24 protein-coding genes are annotated in these 17,305 nt (G+C 69.9%); 15 read left to right on the top strand and 9 right to left on the bottom strand.

The features are described 5' to 3' along the window. Positions 1-31 precede the first annotated feature (31 nt). The 3 genes from IE307_RS18030 to IE307_RS18040 are packed head-to-tail and all read left to right on the top strand — an operon-like array spanning position 32 to position 1,445. On the top strand, positions 32-577 hold the full coding sequence (locus IE307_RS18030; protein WP_191299133.1) for a DUF6232 family protein: 546 nt from the start codon (positions 32-34) through the stop codon (positions 575-577). Positions 578-593: 16 nt separating this feature from the next. Then, on the top strand, positions 594-923 hold the full coding sequence (locus tag IE307_RS18035; RefSeq protein ID WP_191299134.1) for a hypothetical protein: 330 nt from the start codon (positions 594-596) through the stop codon (positions 921-923). 33 nt (positions 924-956) lie between these two features. Continuing rightward, positions 957-1,445, top strand: a complete 489-nt coding sequence (locus IE307_RS18040; protein ID WP_191299135.1) for a hypothetical protein — start codon at positions 957-959, stop codon at positions 1,443-1,445. A gap of 5 nt (positions 1,446-1,450) precedes the next feature. On the opposite strand, the gene IE307_RS18045 is transcribed toward IE307_RS18040, so the two are convergent. Next, positions 1,451-2,710, bottom strand: a complete 1,260-nt coding sequence (locus IE307_RS18045; RefSeq protein WP_229904822.1) for an ArgE/DapE family deacylase — start codon at positions 2,708-2,710, stop codon at positions 1,451-1,453. A gap of 105 nt (positions 2,711-2,815) precedes the next feature. Here IE307_RS18045 and IE307_RS18050 point away from each other — a divergent pair, with 105 nt between their 5' ends. Further along, positions 2,816-3,253 carry an Lrp/AsnC family transcriptional regulator gene (locus IE307_RS18050; RefSeq protein ID WP_191299136.1) on the top strand — a complete coding sequence of 146 codons (438 nt, stop codon included), beginning with the start codon at positions 2,816-2,818 and terminating at the stop codon, positions 3,251-3,253. Here IE307_RS18050 and IE307_RS18055 read toward each other — a convergent pair. Then, positions 3,234-3,734 carry a MarR family winged helix-turn-helix transcriptional regulator gene (locus IE307_RS18055; RefSeq protein WP_191299137.1) on the bottom strand — a complete coding sequence of 167 codons (501 nt, stop codon included), beginning with the start codon at positions 3,732-3,734 and terminating at the stop codon, positions 3,234-3,236. The two genes, IE307_RS18050 and IE307_RS18055, sit on opposite strands and share 20 nt — an antisense overlap. Before the next feature lie 57 nt (positions 3,735-3,791). Between IE307_RS18055 and IE307_RS18060 the strand changes: the two genes are divergently transcribed. Then, the gene (locus IE307_RS18060) at positions 3,792-4,970 is read left to right on the top strand and encodes an FAD-dependent monooxygenase (protein ID WP_191299138.1); all 1,179 of its coding nucleotides are present in this window, start codon (positions 3,792-3,794) and stop codon (positions 4,968-4,970) included. 16 nt (positions 4,971-4,986) lie between these two features. Continuing rightward, positions 4,987-6,177, top strand: a complete 1,191-nt coding sequence (locus IE307_RS18065) for an epoxide hydrolase family protein (RefSeq protein WP_191299139.1) — start codon at positions 4,987-4,989, stop codon at positions 6,175-6,177. Here IE307_RS18065 and IE307_RS18070 read toward each other — a convergent pair. Together IE307_RS18070 and IE307_RS18075 are read right to left on the bottom strand one after the other, a co-directional pair. Next, on the bottom strand, positions 6,150-6,893 hold the full coding sequence (locus IE307_RS18070) for a M15 family metallopeptidase (RefSeq protein WP_191299140.1): 744 nt from the start codon (positions 6,891-6,893) through the stop codon (positions 6,150-6,152). The genes IE307_RS18065 and IE307_RS18070 overlap by 28 nt on opposite strands. Continuing rightward, complete coding sequence (locus IE307_RS18075; protein ID WP_191299141.1) at positions 6,890-7,849, bottom strand: helix-turn-helix transcriptional regulator; 960 nt, start codon at positions 7,847-7,849, stop codon at positions 6,890-6,892. Before IE307_RS18075 ends, IE307_RS18070 begins: the two co-directional genes overlap by 4 nt. 62 nt (positions 7,850-7,911) lie before the next feature. Between IE307_RS18075 and IE307_RS18080 the strand changes: the two genes are divergently transcribed. Next, positions 7,912-8,310, top strand: a complete 399-nt coding sequence (locus IE307_RS18080) for a VOC family protein (RefSeq protein ID WP_191299142.1) — start codon at positions 7,912-7,914, stop codon at positions 8,308-8,310. On the opposite strand, the gene IE307_RS18085 is transcribed toward IE307_RS18080, so the two are convergent. Beyond that, entirely contained in the window at positions 8,261-8,827 is a 567-nt protein-coding gene (locus IE307_RS18085) for a TetR/AcrR family transcriptional regulator (RefSeq protein WP_191299143.1), read from the bottom strand. The two genes, IE307_RS18080 and IE307_RS18085, sit on opposite strands and share 50 nt — an antisense overlap. Positions 8,828-8,893: 66 nt before the next feature. On the opposite strand from IE307_RS18085, the gene IE307_RS18090 reads away from it, so the two are divergent. Next, the gene (locus IE307_RS18090; protein ID WP_191299144.1) at positions 8,894-9,385 is read left to right on the top strand and encodes an FBP domain-containing protein; all 492 of its coding nucleotides are present in this window, start codon (positions 8,894-8,896) and stop codon (positions 9,383-9,385) included. A gap of 3 nt (positions 9,386-9,388) precedes the next feature. Here IE307_RS18090 and IE307_RS18095 read toward each other — a convergent pair whose 3' ends face one another. Further along, complete coding sequence (locus IE307_RS18095) at positions 9,389-9,565, bottom strand: hypothetical protein (RefSeq protein ID WP_191299145.1); 177 nt, start codon at positions 9,563-9,565, stop codon at positions 9,389-9,391. A gap of 133 nt (positions 9,566-9,698) precedes the next feature. Between IE307_RS18095 and IE307_RS18100 the strand changes: the two genes are divergently transcribed. Beyond that, the gene (locus tag IE307_RS18100) at positions 9,699-10,823 is read left to right on the top strand and encodes a hypothetical protein (RefSeq protein ID WP_191299146.1); all 1,125 of its coding nucleotides are present in this window, start codon (positions 9,699-9,701) and stop codon (positions 10,821-10,823) included. Continuing rightward, entirely contained in the window at positions 10,820-11,170 is a 351-nt protein-coding gene (locus IE307_RS18105) for a hypothetical protein (RefSeq protein WP_191299147.1), read from the top strand. Before IE307_RS18100 ends, IE307_RS18105 begins: the two co-directional genes overlap by 4 nt. On the opposite strand, the gene IE307_RS18110 is transcribed toward IE307_RS18105, so the two are convergent. The 3 genes from IE307_RS18110 to IE307_RS18120 all read right to left on the bottom strand — a co-directional run bounded on the left by IE307_RS18110 (position 11,145) and on the right by IE307_RS18120 (position 12,826). After that, complete coding sequence (locus IE307_RS18110; RefSeq protein WP_308436366.1) at positions 11,145-11,330, bottom strand: DUF397 domain-containing protein; 186 nt, start codon at positions 11,328-11,330, stop codon at positions 11,145-11,147. The genes IE307_RS18105 and IE307_RS18110 overlap by 26 nt on opposite strands. Further along, positions 11,293-12,132, bottom strand: a complete 840-nt coding sequence (locus tag IE307_RS18115; RefSeq protein WP_191299149.1) for a Scr1 family TA system antitoxin-like transcriptional regulator — start codon at positions 12,130-12,132, stop codon at positions 11,293-11,295. The genes IE307_RS18110 and IE307_RS18115 overlap by 38 nt, the downstream gene beginning before the upstream one ends. Before the next feature lie 109 nt (positions 12,133-12,241). Further along, positions 12,242-12,826 (bottom strand): TetR/AcrR family transcriptional regulator, encoded by a 585-nt coding sequence (locus tag IE307_RS18120; protein ID WP_191299150.1) that lies wholly within the window; start codon positions 12,824-12,826, stop codon positions 12,242-12,244. 91 nt (positions 12,827-12,917) lie between these two features. Here IE307_RS18120 and IE307_RS18125 point away from each other — a divergent pair, with 91 nt between their 5' ends. The 5 genes from IE307_RS18125 (at position 12,918) to IE307_RS18145 (ending at position 17,275) form a co-directional block, all read left to right on the top strand. Next, positions 12,918-13,952, top strand: coding sequence for an NAD(P)-dependent alcohol dehydrogenase (locus tag IE307_RS18125; protein WP_191299151.1), 1,035 nt, complete (start codon positions 12,918-12,920; stop codon positions 13,950-13,952). A 35-nt stretch (positions 13,953-13,987) separates the two neighbouring features. Beyond that, complete coding sequence (locus IE307_RS18130) at positions 13,988-14,653, top strand: HAD family hydrolase (protein ID WP_191299152.1); 666 nt, start codon at positions 13,988-13,990, stop codon at positions 14,651-14,653. A 157-nt stretch (positions 14,654-14,810) separates the two neighbouring features. Further along, positions 14,811-15,377 (top strand): TetR/AcrR family transcriptional regulator, encoded by a 567-nt coding sequence (locus IE307_RS18135; RefSeq protein ID WP_191299153.1) that lies wholly within the window; start codon positions 14,811-14,813, stop codon positions 15,375-15,377. 5 nt (positions 15,378-15,382) lie between these two features. Further along, a complete protein-coding gene (locus tag IE307_RS18140) occupies positions 15,383-16,867 on the top strand; it encodes a carboxylesterase/lipase family protein (RefSeq protein WP_191299811.1) in 1,485 nt (494 codons plus the stop codon). A 30-nt stretch (positions 16,868-16,897) separates the two neighbouring features. Then, a complete protein-coding gene (locus IE307_RS18145) occupies positions 16,898-17,275 on the top strand; it encodes a hypothetical protein (protein WP_191299154.1) in 378 nt (125 codons plus the stop codon). Positions 17,276-17,305 lie beyond the last annotated feature (30 nt).

The following is a 17,305-nucleotide window of genomic DNA, read 5'->3' on the forward strand; positions in this document are numbered from 1 at the left end:
GCGGCAGGACCGCGCTCCTACCGTCGAGGACATGGCACGGGACAAGGTCGCCGAGATCCGGATCAACCCCCGGACGGTCCGCATCGGGCATCAGGTGTACCCGCTGGCGAACATCTCCAGGGTGCAGACCCTCGAGGTCAGGTGGGGCGGCAGGCTCGCCACCTCGTACCCGGTGAAGGCGATCGCCGTGCTGCTGGTGCTGTTCGCGCTGGTGTCCGGGGCGATCGTGGTGCTGGTGCCCGCGCTCGGCGTCGGCGGCCGCGCGCTGACCACCCAGCTCCTGATGGGCGCGATGGCACTGTTCGGCGTGTCGACCGCGTACTTCGTGCTGCTGTTCCTCTACCGCCTTCTGTTGCGCCGCAAGCACTACGCCTTGCTGCTGGAGGCGTCAGGCACCCAGTACACGGCGCTGTCCGGCACCGACCTCGCCGAACTGCACCGCATCGAGGCGGAGATCGTCAACGCCATCGAGAAACCGCCGACCCGCGAGCACGTCGTGGAGGTCCACGGGGACCTGGTCCTCGGCAACCAGACGAAGCAGACCGGGTCCGGCAGCCGGATGACCATCAACAACTGACCAGCGGGGGACCGACATGGGCGACACCGTGCACGGCAGCCAGTACAAGCAGACCGGGTCCAGAAGCGAGATGACCGTCAACAACTCCTCGGGGGCGAGCACCGCGGACGTCAACGCCGCGATCGCCGAGCTGCGGGCGTTCATCGAGCACCTCACCCGCACCGGGGCGGTCGGCCCGCAGGGTCAGGTGAACGACCCCGCCGCGGTGGTGGCGGAGGTCGAGTCGAACCGGAGCCGGTTGTCGGCGCTGGGCAAGGCGGTGCTCGGTGGTGCGAAGGACGCGGTGCTCGCCGCGGTGAAGGACGGCGTGGGGTTGCTGATCGTCGCGCTGCTGGGCCGTGCCTGAGGAGAACCCGACGTTCGAGGAGGAGATCACATCATGCCCAGAGTCCACGACGAGCTGACGTCCACCGATCACATCCCCCCGGACATCGATCCGCCGGAGTCCTGGGGAGACGGCTTCGACCGGCGAGAGGGGTTCGCCCTTCGAATCCTGGACAAGTACTGGATGTCGGTCTTCGTCGAGCGATCGTTCTCCGCCGGACCGGCGGACCAGCGGAAGAATCTCCTCAGCCGAGTCGACGGAGTACTCGCCCGTTGTATCAGTTGCGTGGGCGAGGAGTGGGAGGTGCGGAGCGAGCCCACGTCGGCCAACCGGGTGGGCCTGGTCGTCTACACGGCGAAGGGCAAAGCACTGGCGGCGGGCACGGGCATGCTCTCCGGTGCGGGCAGTTTCCACTTCCACCTGGACACCCTCTACGACGGAATGACCAACAGCAGCGGTGTCGAGTACCACGTCGAGGGGAGCGCGTCCTCGACCGGTGAGTGGGAGGTCACCGCGGGTGTGTCGGTGGAAGACCCTCGTTGAGGCGATCAGCCGACTGAGCGCAGGGTGGCCAGGACCAGGGCCCGCGTGACGGTGACGACCTCGCTCAACGGAACCTGCTCCTGAGGACCGTGCGCCAGCCGGACGTCACCGGGCCCGTACTGCAGGGTCGGAATCCCCGCCCCCGCGTACAACCGCAGATCACTGCCATAAGGTGCACCCTGCTCGGCAGGCCGCGCGGTCCGGGTGACATCGGCGTGCGCGCCACCGACCAGGTCCGCGAGCGGATGCCCCGCGGCCAACCGCCCGCTCGCGAACTGACCACCAGGCCACGACACCACGGCGGGGTGCGCCCGCAACCACGGATCCGCCGCACAGGCCTCGGCCACGCACGCGTCCAGATCGGCCCGAGCCGCAGCCGGGTCCTCCCCCAGCGCCACTCCCAGCCGACCCTCGGCCACCAGCAGATCGGGCACGCTACTGGCCCAGTCACCTGCGGAAACAGTGCCAACGGACAACGGGTACGGCACCGCCCAGGAGGCCATCAGCGCATCGGCGTCGGCGTTGCGGCGGGTCTCCAGACGCGCGAGGGCGGCGTGGATCGGCAGGTAGGCGTCGATGGCGCTGACGCCGGCGTAGCGGGTGCTGCCGTGTGTGGCCTTGCCGGGGACCTCGATGCGGAACGTGAGCGCGCCCGCGTTGGCGACCATGAGTGCGCCGCTGGTCGGTTCGGTGATGATGCAGGCGTCGCCGGTGTGGCCGCGTCGCAGGGTGCCGAACGCGCCGAGGCCGCCGTCCTCCTCGCTGACGACGAAGTGCGCGGACACCTGGCCCCGCAGCGTCACCTCGGCGGCGCGGATCGCGGCCAGTGCGGCGAGGATCGCCACGACACCGGCCTTCATGTCGCACGCGCCTCGTCCGTGCACGACGTCCCCGTCGACGCGCGGGCTGAACGGGTCGCCCTTCCACTGCGCGAGGTCGCCGGGCGGGACGACGTCGACGTGGCCCTGCAGGATCAGCGTCGGGCCGTCGTTGCGCCGCGTGCCGCCGACCAGGCCCCAGGCCTCGGTGCGCGGTGCTTCGCCGCCGGGGAAGTCCTCGTGGGCGCGGACCTCGTCCAGGTCCATCGGCCACAGGTCGACGTCGAGGTCCAGCCGCTCGAGGTGTCCGGCCAGCACGTGCTGCAGTTCGGACTCCGCGGCGCTGCCGGTCACGCTCGGGACCTCGAGGAGGTCCACCAGGAGCCGGCCGATGGCCGCCTCGTCCACTGCGGCCAGTGCCGCGGCCTCGACATCGTTGATCGTCACGAGGCGTGAGACTAGGTTCGCGCGACCACACCCAACAATCGTCAGGAACGGCGTTCAACCCTGAATTCTTTGCAAAGATCCAGGCTCCACGACGATTATTTGCGGATGGATTCCATCGACGAGGCGATCATCCGGTGCGTGCTGCGTGACGCCCGTGCCACGTACGCCGAGATCGGCAAGGCGGCCGGGTTGTCGCCGTCCGCGGCCAAGAGGCGTCTGGACCGGCTGGTCGCGACCGGGGCGATCCGCGGCTTCAGCGCGGTGGTGGACCCGCAGGCCATGGCGTGGCACACCGAGGCGTTCGTCGAGATCTACTGCACGGGCAACCCCACGCCGGCCCAGCTGACGAAGGCGCTCGAGGACATTCCCGAGGTCATCGAGGCGTGCACGGTCTCCGGTGCCGCCGACGCGATGCTGTACATGCTCGCCAGGGACATCCCGCACCTGGAGCAGGCCATCCAGCGGGTGCGCTCGACGGCTCCCGTGGAGCGGACCGAGAGCGCGATCGTGCTGTCCCGGTTGCTCACCCGTCCGCGTCTGTGAGACCCAGGCGCAGGGTGGCCACGTCGGCGGCCGCGGTCATCCGCGCCAGGAACGCCGCGACGGTGCTGAGCTCGGCCGGCGGAGTCGTGCGCAGGACGTGCGCGATCTCGGTGCCGGCAAGGCCGAGGAACTGGCGGGCGCGATCACGGGCGGCCGGCGTGGGGCGCAGGGTGACGCGGCGGCGGTCGGTGCTCTCCCTCGTGCGCTGGACGTGGCCTGCCGCTTCGAGGCGGTTGAGCAGAATGGTGGTCGCGCCCGTGGTCATGCCGATCTGCTTCGACAGCCGGGCCGGGGACAGCGGGGTGTCCGCCTCGGCGGCCCAGATGATCTGGCCCAGGGCGTTGGCGTCGGCTCCCGGCAGCCGCATCCAGGCGGCGAGGTGCTGGTTGAGCTCGCCGAAGTCGACCACCCAGTCGCGCAGGTGGTGCATCACGGCGATCTGCTCCGGCGTCCAGTCGGCGATCAACGGGTCGTCTGTCATGCAGGTGCCTTTGTCTCAAAGTAGCTTTGCTGCAAAGCTACTGACAGGGGAGTTCAGATGGGTGCACGACACGCGGTGATCTCCGGCGCGAGCATCGCCGGTCTCTCGGCCGCGTTCTGGCTGCGGCGCACGGGCTGGGAGGTGACCGTGCTGGAACGGGCCGGGGAGTTCCGCGACGGCGGGCAGAACGTCGACGTCCGCGGCGTGGCCCGCGAGGTGCTCGACCGCATGGGGCTGACCGGGGCCGTGAAGGCGCAGAACACCACCGAGACGGGCACGGTCTTCGTCGACGAACGGGGCCGGGTGCTCGCCGAACTGCCCTCCGGCGGACCGGACGGCGCCACCGCCGAGTTCGAGGTGCTGCGCGGCGACTTCGCCCGCACGATCCTGGAGCACCTGCCCGCGGGAGTCGAGATCAGCTACGGCGAGACCGTCGCCGAGGTGTCCGACGAGGTCGTCACCACCTCCTCGGGCCGCGTCCTGAACGCCGACCTGCTGGTCGTCGCCGAGGGAGTGCGTTCGGCCACGCGCGACCGGCTCTTCGGCGACCTGGTCGACCGCCGCGACCTCGGCATCGCCATGGTCTTCGGCACGATCCCCCGCACGGCCTCCGACGACAGCCGGTGGCGCTGGCTCACCACCACCGGAGGCCGGCAGGTCCACCTCCGCCCCGACAACCACGGCACCACCCGCGCCATGCTCGCCGTCACGAGCGCCGACGTCACCCGCCTCGACCGCGCGGACGCCCTGGCCGAGATGCGGGACCGCTTCGCCGACGCGGGGTGGGAGGCGCGGCGCGTGCTCGACGGGCTCGACACCTCCGCCGACGTCTACGTCGACCAGCTCACCCAGATCCGCATGCCCGTATGGCACCGCGGGCGGGTGTGCCTCGCCGGTGACGCCGCCTGGTGCGTGACCCCGATGGGCGGAGGCGGCGCCTCGCTCGCCCTGGTGAGCGGGTACGTGTTGGCAGCGAGCCTGGAGCACGGGATCGAGAACGGACTGGTCGCCTACGAGGAGTGGATGCGGCCGCTCGTCGACGACGTGCAGAACTTCCCGCGCTGGCTCGTGCGGGTCGCCTACCCCCGCACCCGGCTCGGGCTGCGCCTACGCCGGCTGGCCGACAAGGCCATGACCTCGCGCCTGCTGTCCCCGCTGACGGCGAAGTTCACCCAGGTCGCGGCCACGGACAGGACTCTTCCGCCTCTCGTGGCCGCCCACTCCCAGGGGGCGTGATCACTATCGTCGAGGCGTGACCTTCCCCCTGGAGCCCACGCCTATCCACGTGTCCGACGAAGTCCTCGACGACCTGCGCGCCCGTCTGAGCTCCACCCGCCCGCCGGTGGACGAGGGCAACGAGGACTGGTCCTACGGCGTCCCGGCGAGCTACCTCAGCGAGTTGGTCTCGTACTGGCGCGACGGCTTCGACTGGCGCAGGGCCGAAGCCGCCATCAACGCCCACGAGCACTACGAGGTGGTCGTCGCGGGCGTCCCGGTGCACTTCATGCGCACCCCCGGCCGGGGCCCGCGGCCGATCCCGCTGATCCTCACCCACGGCTGGCCGTGGACGTTCTGGCACTGGTCGAAGGTCGTCGGCCCGCTTGCCGACGAGTTCGACGTCATCGTGCCGTCGCTGCCCGGCTTCGGCTTCCCCGGCCCGCTCACCGGTTTCCCGGACGTCAACTTCTGGAAGGTCGCCGACCTCTGGCACACACTGATGACCGAGACACTCGGCCACGACAAGTACGCCGCCGCGGGTTGCGACATCGGCGGACTGGTCTCCAGCCAGCTCGGCCACAAGTACGCGGATTCGTTGCACGGCATCCACATCGGCTCGGGCCTGCCGCTCGACTTCTTCACCGGCGACCGGGCCTGGGACTTCGCCCGCAACCGCCCGCTGCCCGACGACCCGGACCTCCGCGCCCGCACGATCGAACTCGACCACCGCTGGGCGCCCCACCTCACAGCGCACATGCTCGACGGCGCCACCCTCGCCCACGGCCTGAGCGACTCGCCAGCGGGCCTGCTCGCCTGGCTGCTGCAGCGCTGGAACTCGTGGAGCGACGGCGACCTCGAGTCCGTCTTCACCCGCGACGACCTGCTCACCCACGCGACGATCTACTGGGTGAACAACTCGATCGCCACGTCGATGCGCTACTACGCCAACGCCAACCGCCACCCGTGGACGCCGTCGCACGACCGCACGCCGGTCGTGGAGGCACCGGTCGGGCTCACGTTCGTCACCTACGAGAACCCGCCCGGCATCCACACCGCCGCCGACCGCGTCGAGGCGTTCACCTCCGGCCCGATGGCCGGCTACTTCAACCACGTCAACGTGAACGCCCACGAGCACGGCGGTCACTTCATCCCGTGGGAGAACCCCGACGCGTGGGTGAGCGACCTGCGCCGCACCTTTCAGCGCGCGACGGGGAAGTCGAAGTAGGTGTCGGGGAACGGCTCGTCGTTGAGCGTGAAGTGCCACCACTCCTCAGGCAGGTTGCGGAACCCCGCCCGCGCCATCGCCGCCTTGAGCAACTGACGGTTCTCCCGCGCCTGCCCGGTCACGCGCGGGTCGTCGGTGTGCGAGAGCGTGTCGAAGCAGTCGTACCCGGTGGCCATGTCGACGGTGTTGTCGGGGAACCGGTTCGGCGCGGCGCAGTCCACCAGCCGCTCCCCCGGCACGTACGGCCGCTGCCACCGCGGGGGCAGCTTCACGATCGTCACGTCGAGCGTGGAGCCGCGGCTGTGGCCGGACTTCTCCGCGATGTAGCCGTCCTCGAACAACCGCGTCTTGTCGACGCGCGGGTAGAACTCGGGCTTCATCCGCTGGTCGGTGAGGTCGCGGGCCCACCGCACGAAGTGGTCGACGGCGCGCTGCGGGCGGTAGCAGTCGTAGACCTTGAGCGTGTAGCCCTGCTCGAGCATCGCGCGCTGCACGGTGCGCAACGCCTTCGCGGCCTGCCTGGTGAGGATGCACAAGGGCGCGCGGTAGCCGTCGATCCGGGTGCCGACGAAGTTGTGCGCGGTGAAGTAGCGGATGTCGTGCCGGATGGTCGGGACGACATCGCTCAGCACCACGAAACCGCTGGTGGCGTGGGCGGGCATCGCGAACGACGCGGTCAGGAACAGGGAGAGCAGCAGGGCTCGCATGGACCTCATCCAAGCAGCGTGGCCGACTTCCGGAGTCGTTCCGCCAGAGCAATCACGAGAGTGCGAAGTTCGTCCGGTCGATCGATGACGAACGGCAGGTCCAGCGACGCGAGCACTCCGGGCAGCCAGTCGAGCCGTTCCACTCGGAGTACGACGCGCGACCAGCCTTCGGTGTCCGGCTCGACCACCGCGACGCTCGCGGGCAGCCGGGTGCGGATCTGCGTGGTGGTCCCCTGGATCCGCAGTGTCACCTCGTGCCGGTGCGGGGCGGTGGCGAGCCCGGTCAGCACGCGCTGCGCCGGGTCGAGTTCCGCGGGTGGGTCGAACGAACCGGGCAGCGTCCTGGCCGTGGCGATGCGGTCCAAGCGGAACGTGCGGTCCTCGCCGAGCGCGGGATCGGTGCCCGTCACGTACCACCGGCCCGAGTGGGCGACGAGCCCGTACGGGTGCAGCGTGCGTTCGCTGCGCCGGCCGTCGGCCGCGGTGTACCGGACGGAGACCGGCCGGTGGTGGGTCACCGCGTCGGCGATCGCGAGCAGGACCGCGGCGTCCGGTGCCGCGGGCTCACCGGCCGCGGTGGTGAAGGCGAGCGACCCGAGCACCGCGTCGAGCCTGCCGCCGAGCCGTGCGGGCAGCACCCGGCGGATCTTCGCCGCCGCCGTCTCACTCGCGGCACCTGTGACCAGTCCTGATCGCCGTCCGGCGACCAGGCCGAGCAGCACGGCGAGCGCCTCGTCGTCGCTGAGCATCAACGGCGGCATCCGGTAGCCGGGTGCGAGCCGGTACCCGCCGTAGCGGCCGCGCACCGACTCGACCGGCACGTCGAGGTCGTGCAGGTGGTCGACGTACCGGCGCACCGTGCGCTCGTCCACGTCGAGCCGCTGCGCGAGTTCGGCCACGGTCCGGACGCCTCCTGACTGGAGGAGCTCCAACAGCGAGAGCACACGAGCAACGGGCCGGGGCATGAGTGGAATTCTCCCGCACATACCGGGCGAGTTCTGTCCGGTATCGCTTCTAGCGTGCGGTCATGGACTTCGCATCGATCCGCATCATCACCGCCGACGTCGCCCGCCTCGCCGGCTTCTACGAACGCGCCACCGGCGTCGAGGCGACCTGGGCCAACGAGGACTTCGCCGAGCTCAGGACGCCGTCGGCCACCCTCGCGATCGGCAGCACCCGCACCGTCGCGCTGTTCGCCGCCGGCTCGGCCGAGGCATCCGCCAACCGCAGCGTCATCATCGAATTCCTGGTCGACGACGTGGAGGGCGTGCACGAGAAGCTGACCGGCGCCGAGGTCGTGCAGGAACCCACCACGATGCCGTGGGGCAACCGGTCGCTGCTGGTCCGCGACCCCGACGGCAACCTCGTCAACTTCTTCAGGCCGGCCACGCCCGCAGCACCGAGTCCAGCGCGTCCAGCGCTCTGATCCACGACGCCTCGACCCCGCGCGGGTGGCGGTGGAACGCCCCCGCGCGCTCGAGCGAGACGTACCCGTGGAACGTGCTGTGCAGCAGCCGCACGGCGTCGGTCTGCTCGGGCTCCCACAGGTCGTAGCCGCGCAGGATCGCGCGGGTCATCTCGGCGTGCCTGCCGGCAGCGCTGTCGGCGGCCGCGTCCGGGTCGAGAGCCATCTGCGTCGCTGAGTAGCGGCCGGGGTGCTCGCGGGCGTACGCGCGGTAGGCGTTGGCGAACGCGACCAGGGCCTCCTTGCCCGAACGGCCCGCGATCGCCTCCGCCACCCGGTCTGCCAGTTCGGCCAGCGCCAGGACCGCGAGGCGGACGCGCAGGTCGTGGGCGTTGCGGATGTGCGAGTAGAGCGAGGCGTCCTTCACGCCGAAGTGGCGGGCGAGGGCGGACACCGTCACGTTCTCGAAGCCGACCTCGTCCGCCAGGTCCGCCGCCGCCTGCGTGAGGCGGTCGGCCGTGAGCCCCGCACGTGCCATCCGTCACCCTTCCTAGGGTCCATAATCATTTGCCTAGGACCTCTAGGTAAGCCTAGCGTCCTGGTCATGAAGCCGTTGACCGAACACGACATACGCGCGTCCTTCGTCAATTCCACCAAGGGCGAGGCGAAGCGCATGCACGTGCCCAAGGATCTGGGCGACCGGCCGTGGGACGACCTGGACTTCCTCGGCTGGACCGACCCGGCCGCGCCCGACCGCTCGTACCTGGTGGTCGAGCTCGACGGGAGGCTCACCGGCATCGCGCTGCGCAGGGCGGCGCAGGCCGGGCGGGCGCGCAAGACGATGTGCTCGTGGTGCCTGACCACGCACTCCGGGGACGGCGTGTCGCTGATGAGCGCCCGCAAGGCGGGCAAGTCCGGGCAGATGGGCAACACGGTCGGCGTCTACGTGTGCGCCGACCTGGCGTGCCCGCTGTACCTGCGCGGTAAGAGGAGCGCGGGACCCGGCTCGCGGTTCAAGGAGTCGATCACGCTCGACGAGCAGGTCAAACGGATGATCACCGGGGTCGGCGCGTTCCTCGACCGGGTGAACTCGTAGGCGTCAGAGCTCGAGGACCAGCTCGGCCGAGCACGCGCGGGCGCAGGGCCACGGGTCGCCGCACTCGGTGCAGCCGGAGGTCGCGGGCAGGTGCTTGTCGAGCACCTGGACCGCCCTGGTCCGGTACCGCTCCAGGTCGGACTCCCAGTTGTGGCGGGAGGCCGCGGTCGCACTCGTCATGGTCATCAGTCCTCGGCTCTGAGGTCGTCGTGACAAGGATGCACCTCGAAACGGTCGTTCGGGCGGCAATTCCCCCTAAACCCAACGATCGGCGGGTCGCGACCGGCCCGGCTCAACCGGTTGGGCCGCACGCGTGATCGCCACGCCCCGCGTCCGCTGGTCCACTGGAGAGGTGGACGCGTTCTACCTGGAATCGCCGGCCTCACTGGGGAAACTCTCCGACCAACTGCAGCGCGCCGGCGACGACGGAGCCGCCGGGAAGCGCCACGTCGAGAAGTACGCGGACCTGACCCTGCCCGAAGAGGGCGTACTGCTCGACACCATGGCGTCGCACGAACACGCCTACGACGTCGTGCGCGGCGCCATGGAGGCGATCGCCGTCCGCGGACGCGGCGTCGCCAAGGCCGTCACGCAGACCGCCGACGCCTACGCCCGCGAGGACGCGGCCGGACGTGAGGCGATGGACCGCGTGTTCCGCGGCCTCGACCCCTCCTCGCCCAGACCCGACTTCAGCCGCTACGACGCCGCGCGCCGCGGCCCGGCCTTCAGCGACACCGCCGAGCCGTCCGACCACTTCAAACAACCCGAACGCCCCTCCGACGACGGACCGCTCTTCCAGTACGACCCGTCGTCGGACGTCTTCAGCCCGGCCGCCGGACTCCGCGGAGTCTGCATCCAGGTGACCGGCGCCGACCCGTTCGAGGCGATGGTGCGCTGGCTCAGCGGCGACTGGGTCGCCTACCACCGCTGCGTCACGGTGTGGCGGCAGGTCGGCGCGGCCTGCGAGCAGATCGGCGCGAACATCGGCCGTGCGGGCGCCGACACCGAGTCCGTGTGGCGTGGCAACGCCTCCGACGAGGCCAGGCAGTACCTCGCCGAACTCGCCCGCTCGGTCAGCGACTTCGCTCCGATCTGCGCGAAGCTCGCCGAGCACTACGAGGCCGGCGTCCAGGCGGCGCAGAAGTTCAACGAGGCGCTGGCCGCGATAGCCGCCTCACTCGCCGAGGCCGCCAGCGCCTGGCTCATCGCCACCATGGGGTTGCGGATCACCAGCAGGTACCAGCGCGCCGCCCTCATCGCGATCATCACCTACTACACCTCCCAGATCCTCCAACTGGTCAGCGAGGCGATGGCCTTGTGGGGCAAGGCCAAGGACCGGGCCGCGGGCGTCGTCGGACTGGTCAAGGGCGTCGAGTTCGGCCGCCTGCGCGACGTCCGCCCGCCCCGGATGCTGCTCTCCCCGGGATCACCGCTGTGACCGGCGTCGACGAGCGGCGCCTGCGGGAGGCGCTGCTGCGCCACGTCGTCCGGTCGGCCCCGGGCCAGCCGGCCGGCGAGATGGCGCAGGAGGTGCTGTCCGGCCGGATGACCATGGCCGCCGCGGCGGGAAGCCTCGCCTACCGCGACCTCTTCGCCGCCGCGGCCGCCGAGGGAGAACAGGTCATGCGGTCGATCTCGCCGCAGGAACTCGCGGAGGCACAGCAGACGCTCGCCGTCGCGGCGAGCATCCTCGACCCGCCCGTGCTGCCGGAGCCCGTGCGTCCGCGGCTGCCGCTCGACGACGAGTGGGACGACTCCGTCACCTCTCCGTGGGACGAGTCCTGACCAGGCGCAGCAGCGGTGCCCACTGGCCGGCCGTGAGGGGCAGCTCGACGAAGGGGGACTTGCTGTCCCGGATGCCGATGCCACGGCCCACCTCGACGCAGTTGCCGTCGTTAGCGCTGTAACTACTCTTGCGCCACCTGCTCACCACGAGCCTCCTCACCGATGATGTCAGTGATCAGCTTCCTCGATCGCTTCTCGTCCAACGCCGTCCGTCCGAGTGACTTGACGACGTTCTCGTAGAGCTCAACAGAGGACTGATCTTCGAGGAAGACGTTAGCGCCGTGGCTCTCCAAGTAGACGATGGGCGGGATCTTCTTGAACTTGAGCAGGTCGAAGTCCCCGGCAATGCCCGCGTGCGGTCCCGCCGACGTCGGAATCAAGCGAATGGTGAGGTAGGGACGCACGGAGAGGCGAAGCAGGTGGTGGCGCTGTTCAGCCATCACAGCGGCATCGCCGACTGGAAGCCGGAGTGCGTGTTCGTGCATGAAGATGGTGATCGCGCGGTGGCCGTCGAGAACTGACTGCTGTCGATCCGACCGCGTGCGGACCACTGCCGGGACGTCCTTCACGTTCACCGCCGAGTTGGCCAGGTGGAAGGTGTAGTCGGGCACCTGCAGGAGGCCGTGGACCACGTTCATCGACCAGCTGGTGATGTCCAACGCGATCTTCTCGTGTTCTCGCAGCGTGCGAGCCCGATCTGGCACACCGGAACCAGTCGGCTGCAGCCAATCTCTGATGTGCGCGTCGTGGTGGAGCGCCATCAGGTGGTCGAACTCTTCGGGCGGAGTGCGCAACAGCCCCAGCAACTTGGCCAGTTCGAGGTCGCTCACGCCCTCCTTGCCGTTGATCAGCTCTGAGACTTTGGCTTCCTGCCACCCCAACAGGGCTGCGGCGGCGCGGTTGGTGAGGTCGGCCGCCCGCAGCAGCGCTCGTATCGCGTCACCGAACTCGCGGCCGCGCACCGTTGATCTCCGCAAAGGCATGCGGGACAACGTAGAGCGGCAATTCCGTTTGGCTCCACCCATTCATCACAGGTCGACCTGAAAGCATGTCGTTTGGCGGCTTTCCAAACTATGGCGCAACTGCGCGACGCACGCTGTCGCGCAGGAAATCACGTCGGCGGTCGTGAGTGTCGGCGGGCTCGTCGGCGGTGGCGGCGTAGACGTTGCTGACCGGCGACCACGCCATCGACATCGCGATGACCATGGCCATCAGGTCGAACGGCTCCCCGTCCCGGACCAGGCCGGCCGCCTGAGCGTCCGCGATCGCCTGGAGCTTCGTGGCGTCGAGCCGGTCGGTGTCGGCGACCAGGTGGCCGGCGGGGCGGCGTTCCAGACGGGCCCAGGTGGCGAGCCGGATCAGGTCGGGGTTCTCCAGGTACTCGTCGTACAGGCGGACCGCCCAGTCCGCGAGGTCGGTGGCGTCGATGGGGACGACGTTGACGATGCGTTCCAGCGAGCCGAAGAAGATCGCGTCGAACAGGCCGTCCTTGTTGCCGAAGTAGGCGTAGAGCTGGGCCTTGTTGGTGCGCGCCGCGGCGACGACCCGTTCGATGCGGGCTCCGGCGATGCCGTGTTCGGCGAACTCGCGGGTGGCGACGTCGATGATGCGCTGCCGGGTGGCGGCGCCTCGGGCGGTCAGCTGCTGGTCAGGCATGGCGACACTCTACCGACAGAACAGTCGGTTTACTTTCCGGCGGTAGCGAGCTAGCTTGAAATAGACCGAACAGTCTGTTTGAAGGAGCGTCATGCGAAGCACCACCGGCTGGCAGGCCGACGGGACCACCTCGTTGCGCGAGGTGCCGATCCCCCGGCGCGACCTGCGCCGCGACGACATCGCGGTGCGCGTGGACTTCTGCGGGGTCTGCCACACCGATCTGCACGCCCTGCGCGCCCACGACGGCGAGAGCCTCCTGGTGCCGGGGCACGAGTTCACGGGCGTCGTGAGCGAAGTGGGTCCGGACGTGACGGTGTTCCAGGTCGGCGATTCCGTCGCCGTCGGCAACATCGTCGACTCCTGTGGCGTGTGCTCGATGTGCGCGGCGGGCCAGGAGAACTTCTGTCGTGAGTTCCCCACGCTCACCTACGGAGGCAAGGACCGTCACGACGGGACGCCGACCCTCGGCGGGTTCTCGCGGGAGTACGTCGTTCGGGAGAAGTTCGCCTATCCCCTGCCGTCAGGCCTGGACGCGGCGGCCGCAGCGCCGCTGATGTGTGCCGGGATCACCGTATGGGAGCCGTTGCGAGCGCTGGGCGTCGGTCCGGGGACGCGCGTCGCGGTGGCCGGGCTGGGTGGACTGGGGCATCTCGCGGTGAAGTTCGCGGCGGCACTTGGTGCCGAGGTGTCGGTCGTGAGCCGGTCGGCGGACCGGGCGAAGGACGCGCTGCGGCTGGGCGCGAGTGACGTCGTCGTCTCCACCGATCCGGACAGCACGGCCGCGGCGCGCGACTCGTTCGACGTCTTGATCGACACCATCCCCGTGCCCCACGACCTCGGTCCCTACCTCGCGCTGGTGGCCGTCGACGGGACGCTGAGCCAGGTCGGGCACCTCGGCACGATCACGGTGGAGGCGATGGACCTGCTCGTCGGGCGCAAGAAGCTGAGCTCCGGTGGCAGCGGCGGGCTTCCCGCCATCGCCGCCATGCTGGAGTTCTGCGCCGCGCACGGCATCACCGCCGACGTCGAGGTCCTCCCGTCGGCCCGCGTGGACGAGGCGCTCGACCGCCTCGAACGCGGTGACGTGCGCTACCGGTTCGTGCTCGACCTGTCCGACCTCGACTGAGATTTCGGCGGTGGGGGACGTGGTTGGGTGGGCGCATGATCGACGTTCTCGGTGACGGCTCCGCGCCGCGACTCGTCGTGTTCGACCTCGACGGGACCCTCTACCCGAAGGAGGCGTACGCGGAGCAGGTGCTCGCGGTGATCGGCCGGATGTTCGTGGAGTTGCGGGGCAGTTCGCAGGCGCACGCGGACGAGAAGGTGGCCGGGCTGCGGGAGGCGATGCGGACGAACTGGTCCGGCACGTCGACGACCTCCTTCGTGCGGGCCAACGGATTCGACGTCGCGCAGTGGCTGGAGTACCGCGAGGCGCACCTGTCCATCGCGGACGGTCTGGTGCGTGACGAGGACGTGGTCCGCGACCTCGCCCGGCTCCGCGAGGTGGTGCCGATCGTGCTGCTCACCAACAACACGAGGGGCGCCATGACGGCGATCCTCGACAAGGTCGGCCTCGGGACCGGGGGCTTCACGCAGGTGTTCACCTCCGAGGACTCCCGCGACACGCCGAAGCCCGATCCGGGGGCGTTCCAGGTGGTGCTGGACCGGTGCGGGGTGCCGGCGGAGCGGACGTGGAGCGTCGGCGACCGGGTGGACATCGACATCGCACCGCTGGTCCGGCTCGGTGGCTCCGGCATCGCCGTCGACGGGCCCGCCGACCTGCGCGCGGCCGTGGACCACCTCATCGGGCTGGTTCGTCGGGGCTGACGCTCCCGTCCGGCTCGGCGCGGAAACCGGGAACGTCGAGCACCGCCTTGAGCTTCGCGCCGATGAACCACCGCGCGTCGGTGAAGCTGCTGCCGCTTGCTCATGACAGTCGGGTCTGGCGCACCCACGTTTTGCTCAGGCGTGCTAAATTTTGCTCATGCGAGCAAAGTCCGTGACCGAGCAGGCCCGGCGGGCGCAGATCGTGGCGGCGGCCATCGCCACGATCGCGGAACTGGACTACGCCGAGACGTCGTTCAAGGCGATCGCGGCGCGTGCGGGCCTGAGCAGCACTGGGCTGATCTCGTACCACTTCAAGAACAAGCAGGAACTCGTCGACGTGGTGTTCGCGGACGTCTTGGAGCGCTTCCAAGACTTCGTGAACGCGCGGATGGGCCAGGCCGGGGCACGGGAGGAGCTGCGGGCGTTCCTGGTCGCCAACATCGCCTTCCTGCGCGAACACCGCGCGGACATGGTGGCGTTCCTGCGGATCAGGGCCAACGCGGCGGTGACGGACGGAGGCATCGCCGCGTCCGACCACACGGCACTCGCCACCCTTCTGCGCCAGGGCCAGGAGGCCGGCGAGTTCCGCGCGTTCGACCCGGACGTGATGGCGGTGTTCGTCCTCGCGATGCGCAACGGCGTCGTGCTGCGGTCCGGGTCACTCGATCTCGACGTCTGCGAACAGGAGTTGGTCGCGGCCGTCGACCTAGCGACGAGGAGTTGATCACCGTGCGTCGGGGCACGTTGTTGATCGCCGCAATGCTGCTGCTCAGCGCATGCGGGAAGGGGGAAGCCATGCCGTCGGACGTCGTCACGACCGACACCGGGCAGGTCAAGGGCGAACACCGCGACGGGCACCTGCGGTTCCAGGGGGTCCCGTACGCGCAGGCGGCGCGCTGGGAACCCCCGGTGCGGGCCGCGGCGTGGAGCGGGGTGCGGGAGGCGTCGAAGCCGGGCAGCCCGTGCCCGCAGGTCGGCTCCAGCTACTCGGAGACGAAGAGCACCAACGAGGACTGCCTGTTCGCCAACGTCACGACACCGTCCGTGAACGGCCGCAAGCCCGTGCTGGTGTGGGTGCACGGCGACGGAGCGATCGGCGCCGGTCACTATTTCGACGCGGAACGCCTCGCGCGCCAAGGCGATGTCGTCGTGGTGACGTTCAACTACCGCATGGGCGTCTTCGGCGGCTTCGGCCTGCCGGGCCTCGAGCACTCGGGTGAGTTCGGCCTGCTCGACCAGCGGGCCGCCTTGGAGTGGGTCCAACGCAACATCGCCGGCTTCGGCGGCGATCCCGGCAACGTGACGCTGTTCGGGGTCTCGTTCGGCGCCACGGCCGTCGGCGCGCACCTCATCGACCAGAAGCCGCTGTTCCACAAGGCGATCATGCACAGCTCGTTCACTCTGGTGGACGTGCCGAAGGGCGCCTGGTTCCCGGACCTGGAGGCGCTGCCGTCACTCGCGTGGCGCGCGGTGCCGGAGATCCAGGAGATCGGCTCGGCGATCAGCGCCGAACTCGGCTGCGCGGACGTCGAGTGCCTGCGGCAGCTACCGACCGAGAAGCTGCTCGACCACCCGCAGATCATGAACATCTTCCAGCCCGTCGGCTACGGCGGCTCGGTGTTGCCGAAGCTGCCGGCCGAGTCGCTGGAGGCGGGCGAGTTCGCGGACGTGCCGATCCTGGCCGGGGCGACGCGCGACGAGCACAACAGCTTCGTCGGCCTGTTCCGGCCGGACCCGATGTCCGCCGAGGACTACTCCCGGCTCGTGCGGGAGGCGTTCCCCGACCGCGCGGCCGAGATCGAGCGCGAGTACCCGCTCAGCGCCTTCGCGTCACCTAAGCAGGCGTGGGCCGCGTTGCTGACGGACCGCATGTGGGCACGTTCGACGTTCCAGCAGAACACGCTCTACGCGAAGAAGGCGCCCGTCTACGCGTTCGAGTTCGCTGACCGTGCGGCGGCCACGGACCCGTCGTTCCCGCCCGAGCTGCACGGCGCCAACCACTCGTCCGACATCGAGTACCTGTTCCCGGACGCGGACTTCGCCCAGGACCGCAGCCTGTCCGACCACATGATCAAGGCGTGGACGGACTTCGCGCGGGGTGGGTCGCCGGGGTGGCCGCGGTTCTCGGAGGGGCAGTACGTGCAGTCGCTGGCGCCGGGTGCGATCGGGCCGGTCGACTACGCGGCCGAGCACAAGCTGGGGTTCTGGAACTAGCCCAGGCCTCGGGTGGCTACCCTGGATCACGTGCCAGGCACCCGCAGCTCGCGAACCCGCGCGTATCTCGCGCGGGTTTTCGCCGTGCTCGCCCTGGTAGCCGGCGTGGCGATGATGCAGGGCACCCCGTGCGAGACCGAGTTCGCCTGGACCGCGCAGTGCCCGACATCCGCCACGTCCTCGATGGCCTTCGTGGCCGATGACGCGAGCACGGGCTCGCCGCTGCTGGACGGCATCCTCATCGCGGGCTGCTGCCTCGTCGTGGCGCTGGCGGTCCTGATCGGGTTCGCCCTGCTGCGGCGAACCGGCTCGTTCGCCCTGCTGCAGGTGCGCCTGCCCTCCGTCCTGGCTCCCCCTTCACGTCGGCTGGAAGTGCGGCTGGCGCAGCTCTGCGTGCTGCGCGCCTAGACCGAACCCGTAGTTCGGTCCGCTTCCCTT

This window comes from Lentzea cavernae (assembly GCF_014653695.1).
Lineage (GTDB): Bacteria > Actinomycetota > Actinomycetes > Mycobacteriales > Pseudonocardiaceae > Lentzea > Lentzea cavernae.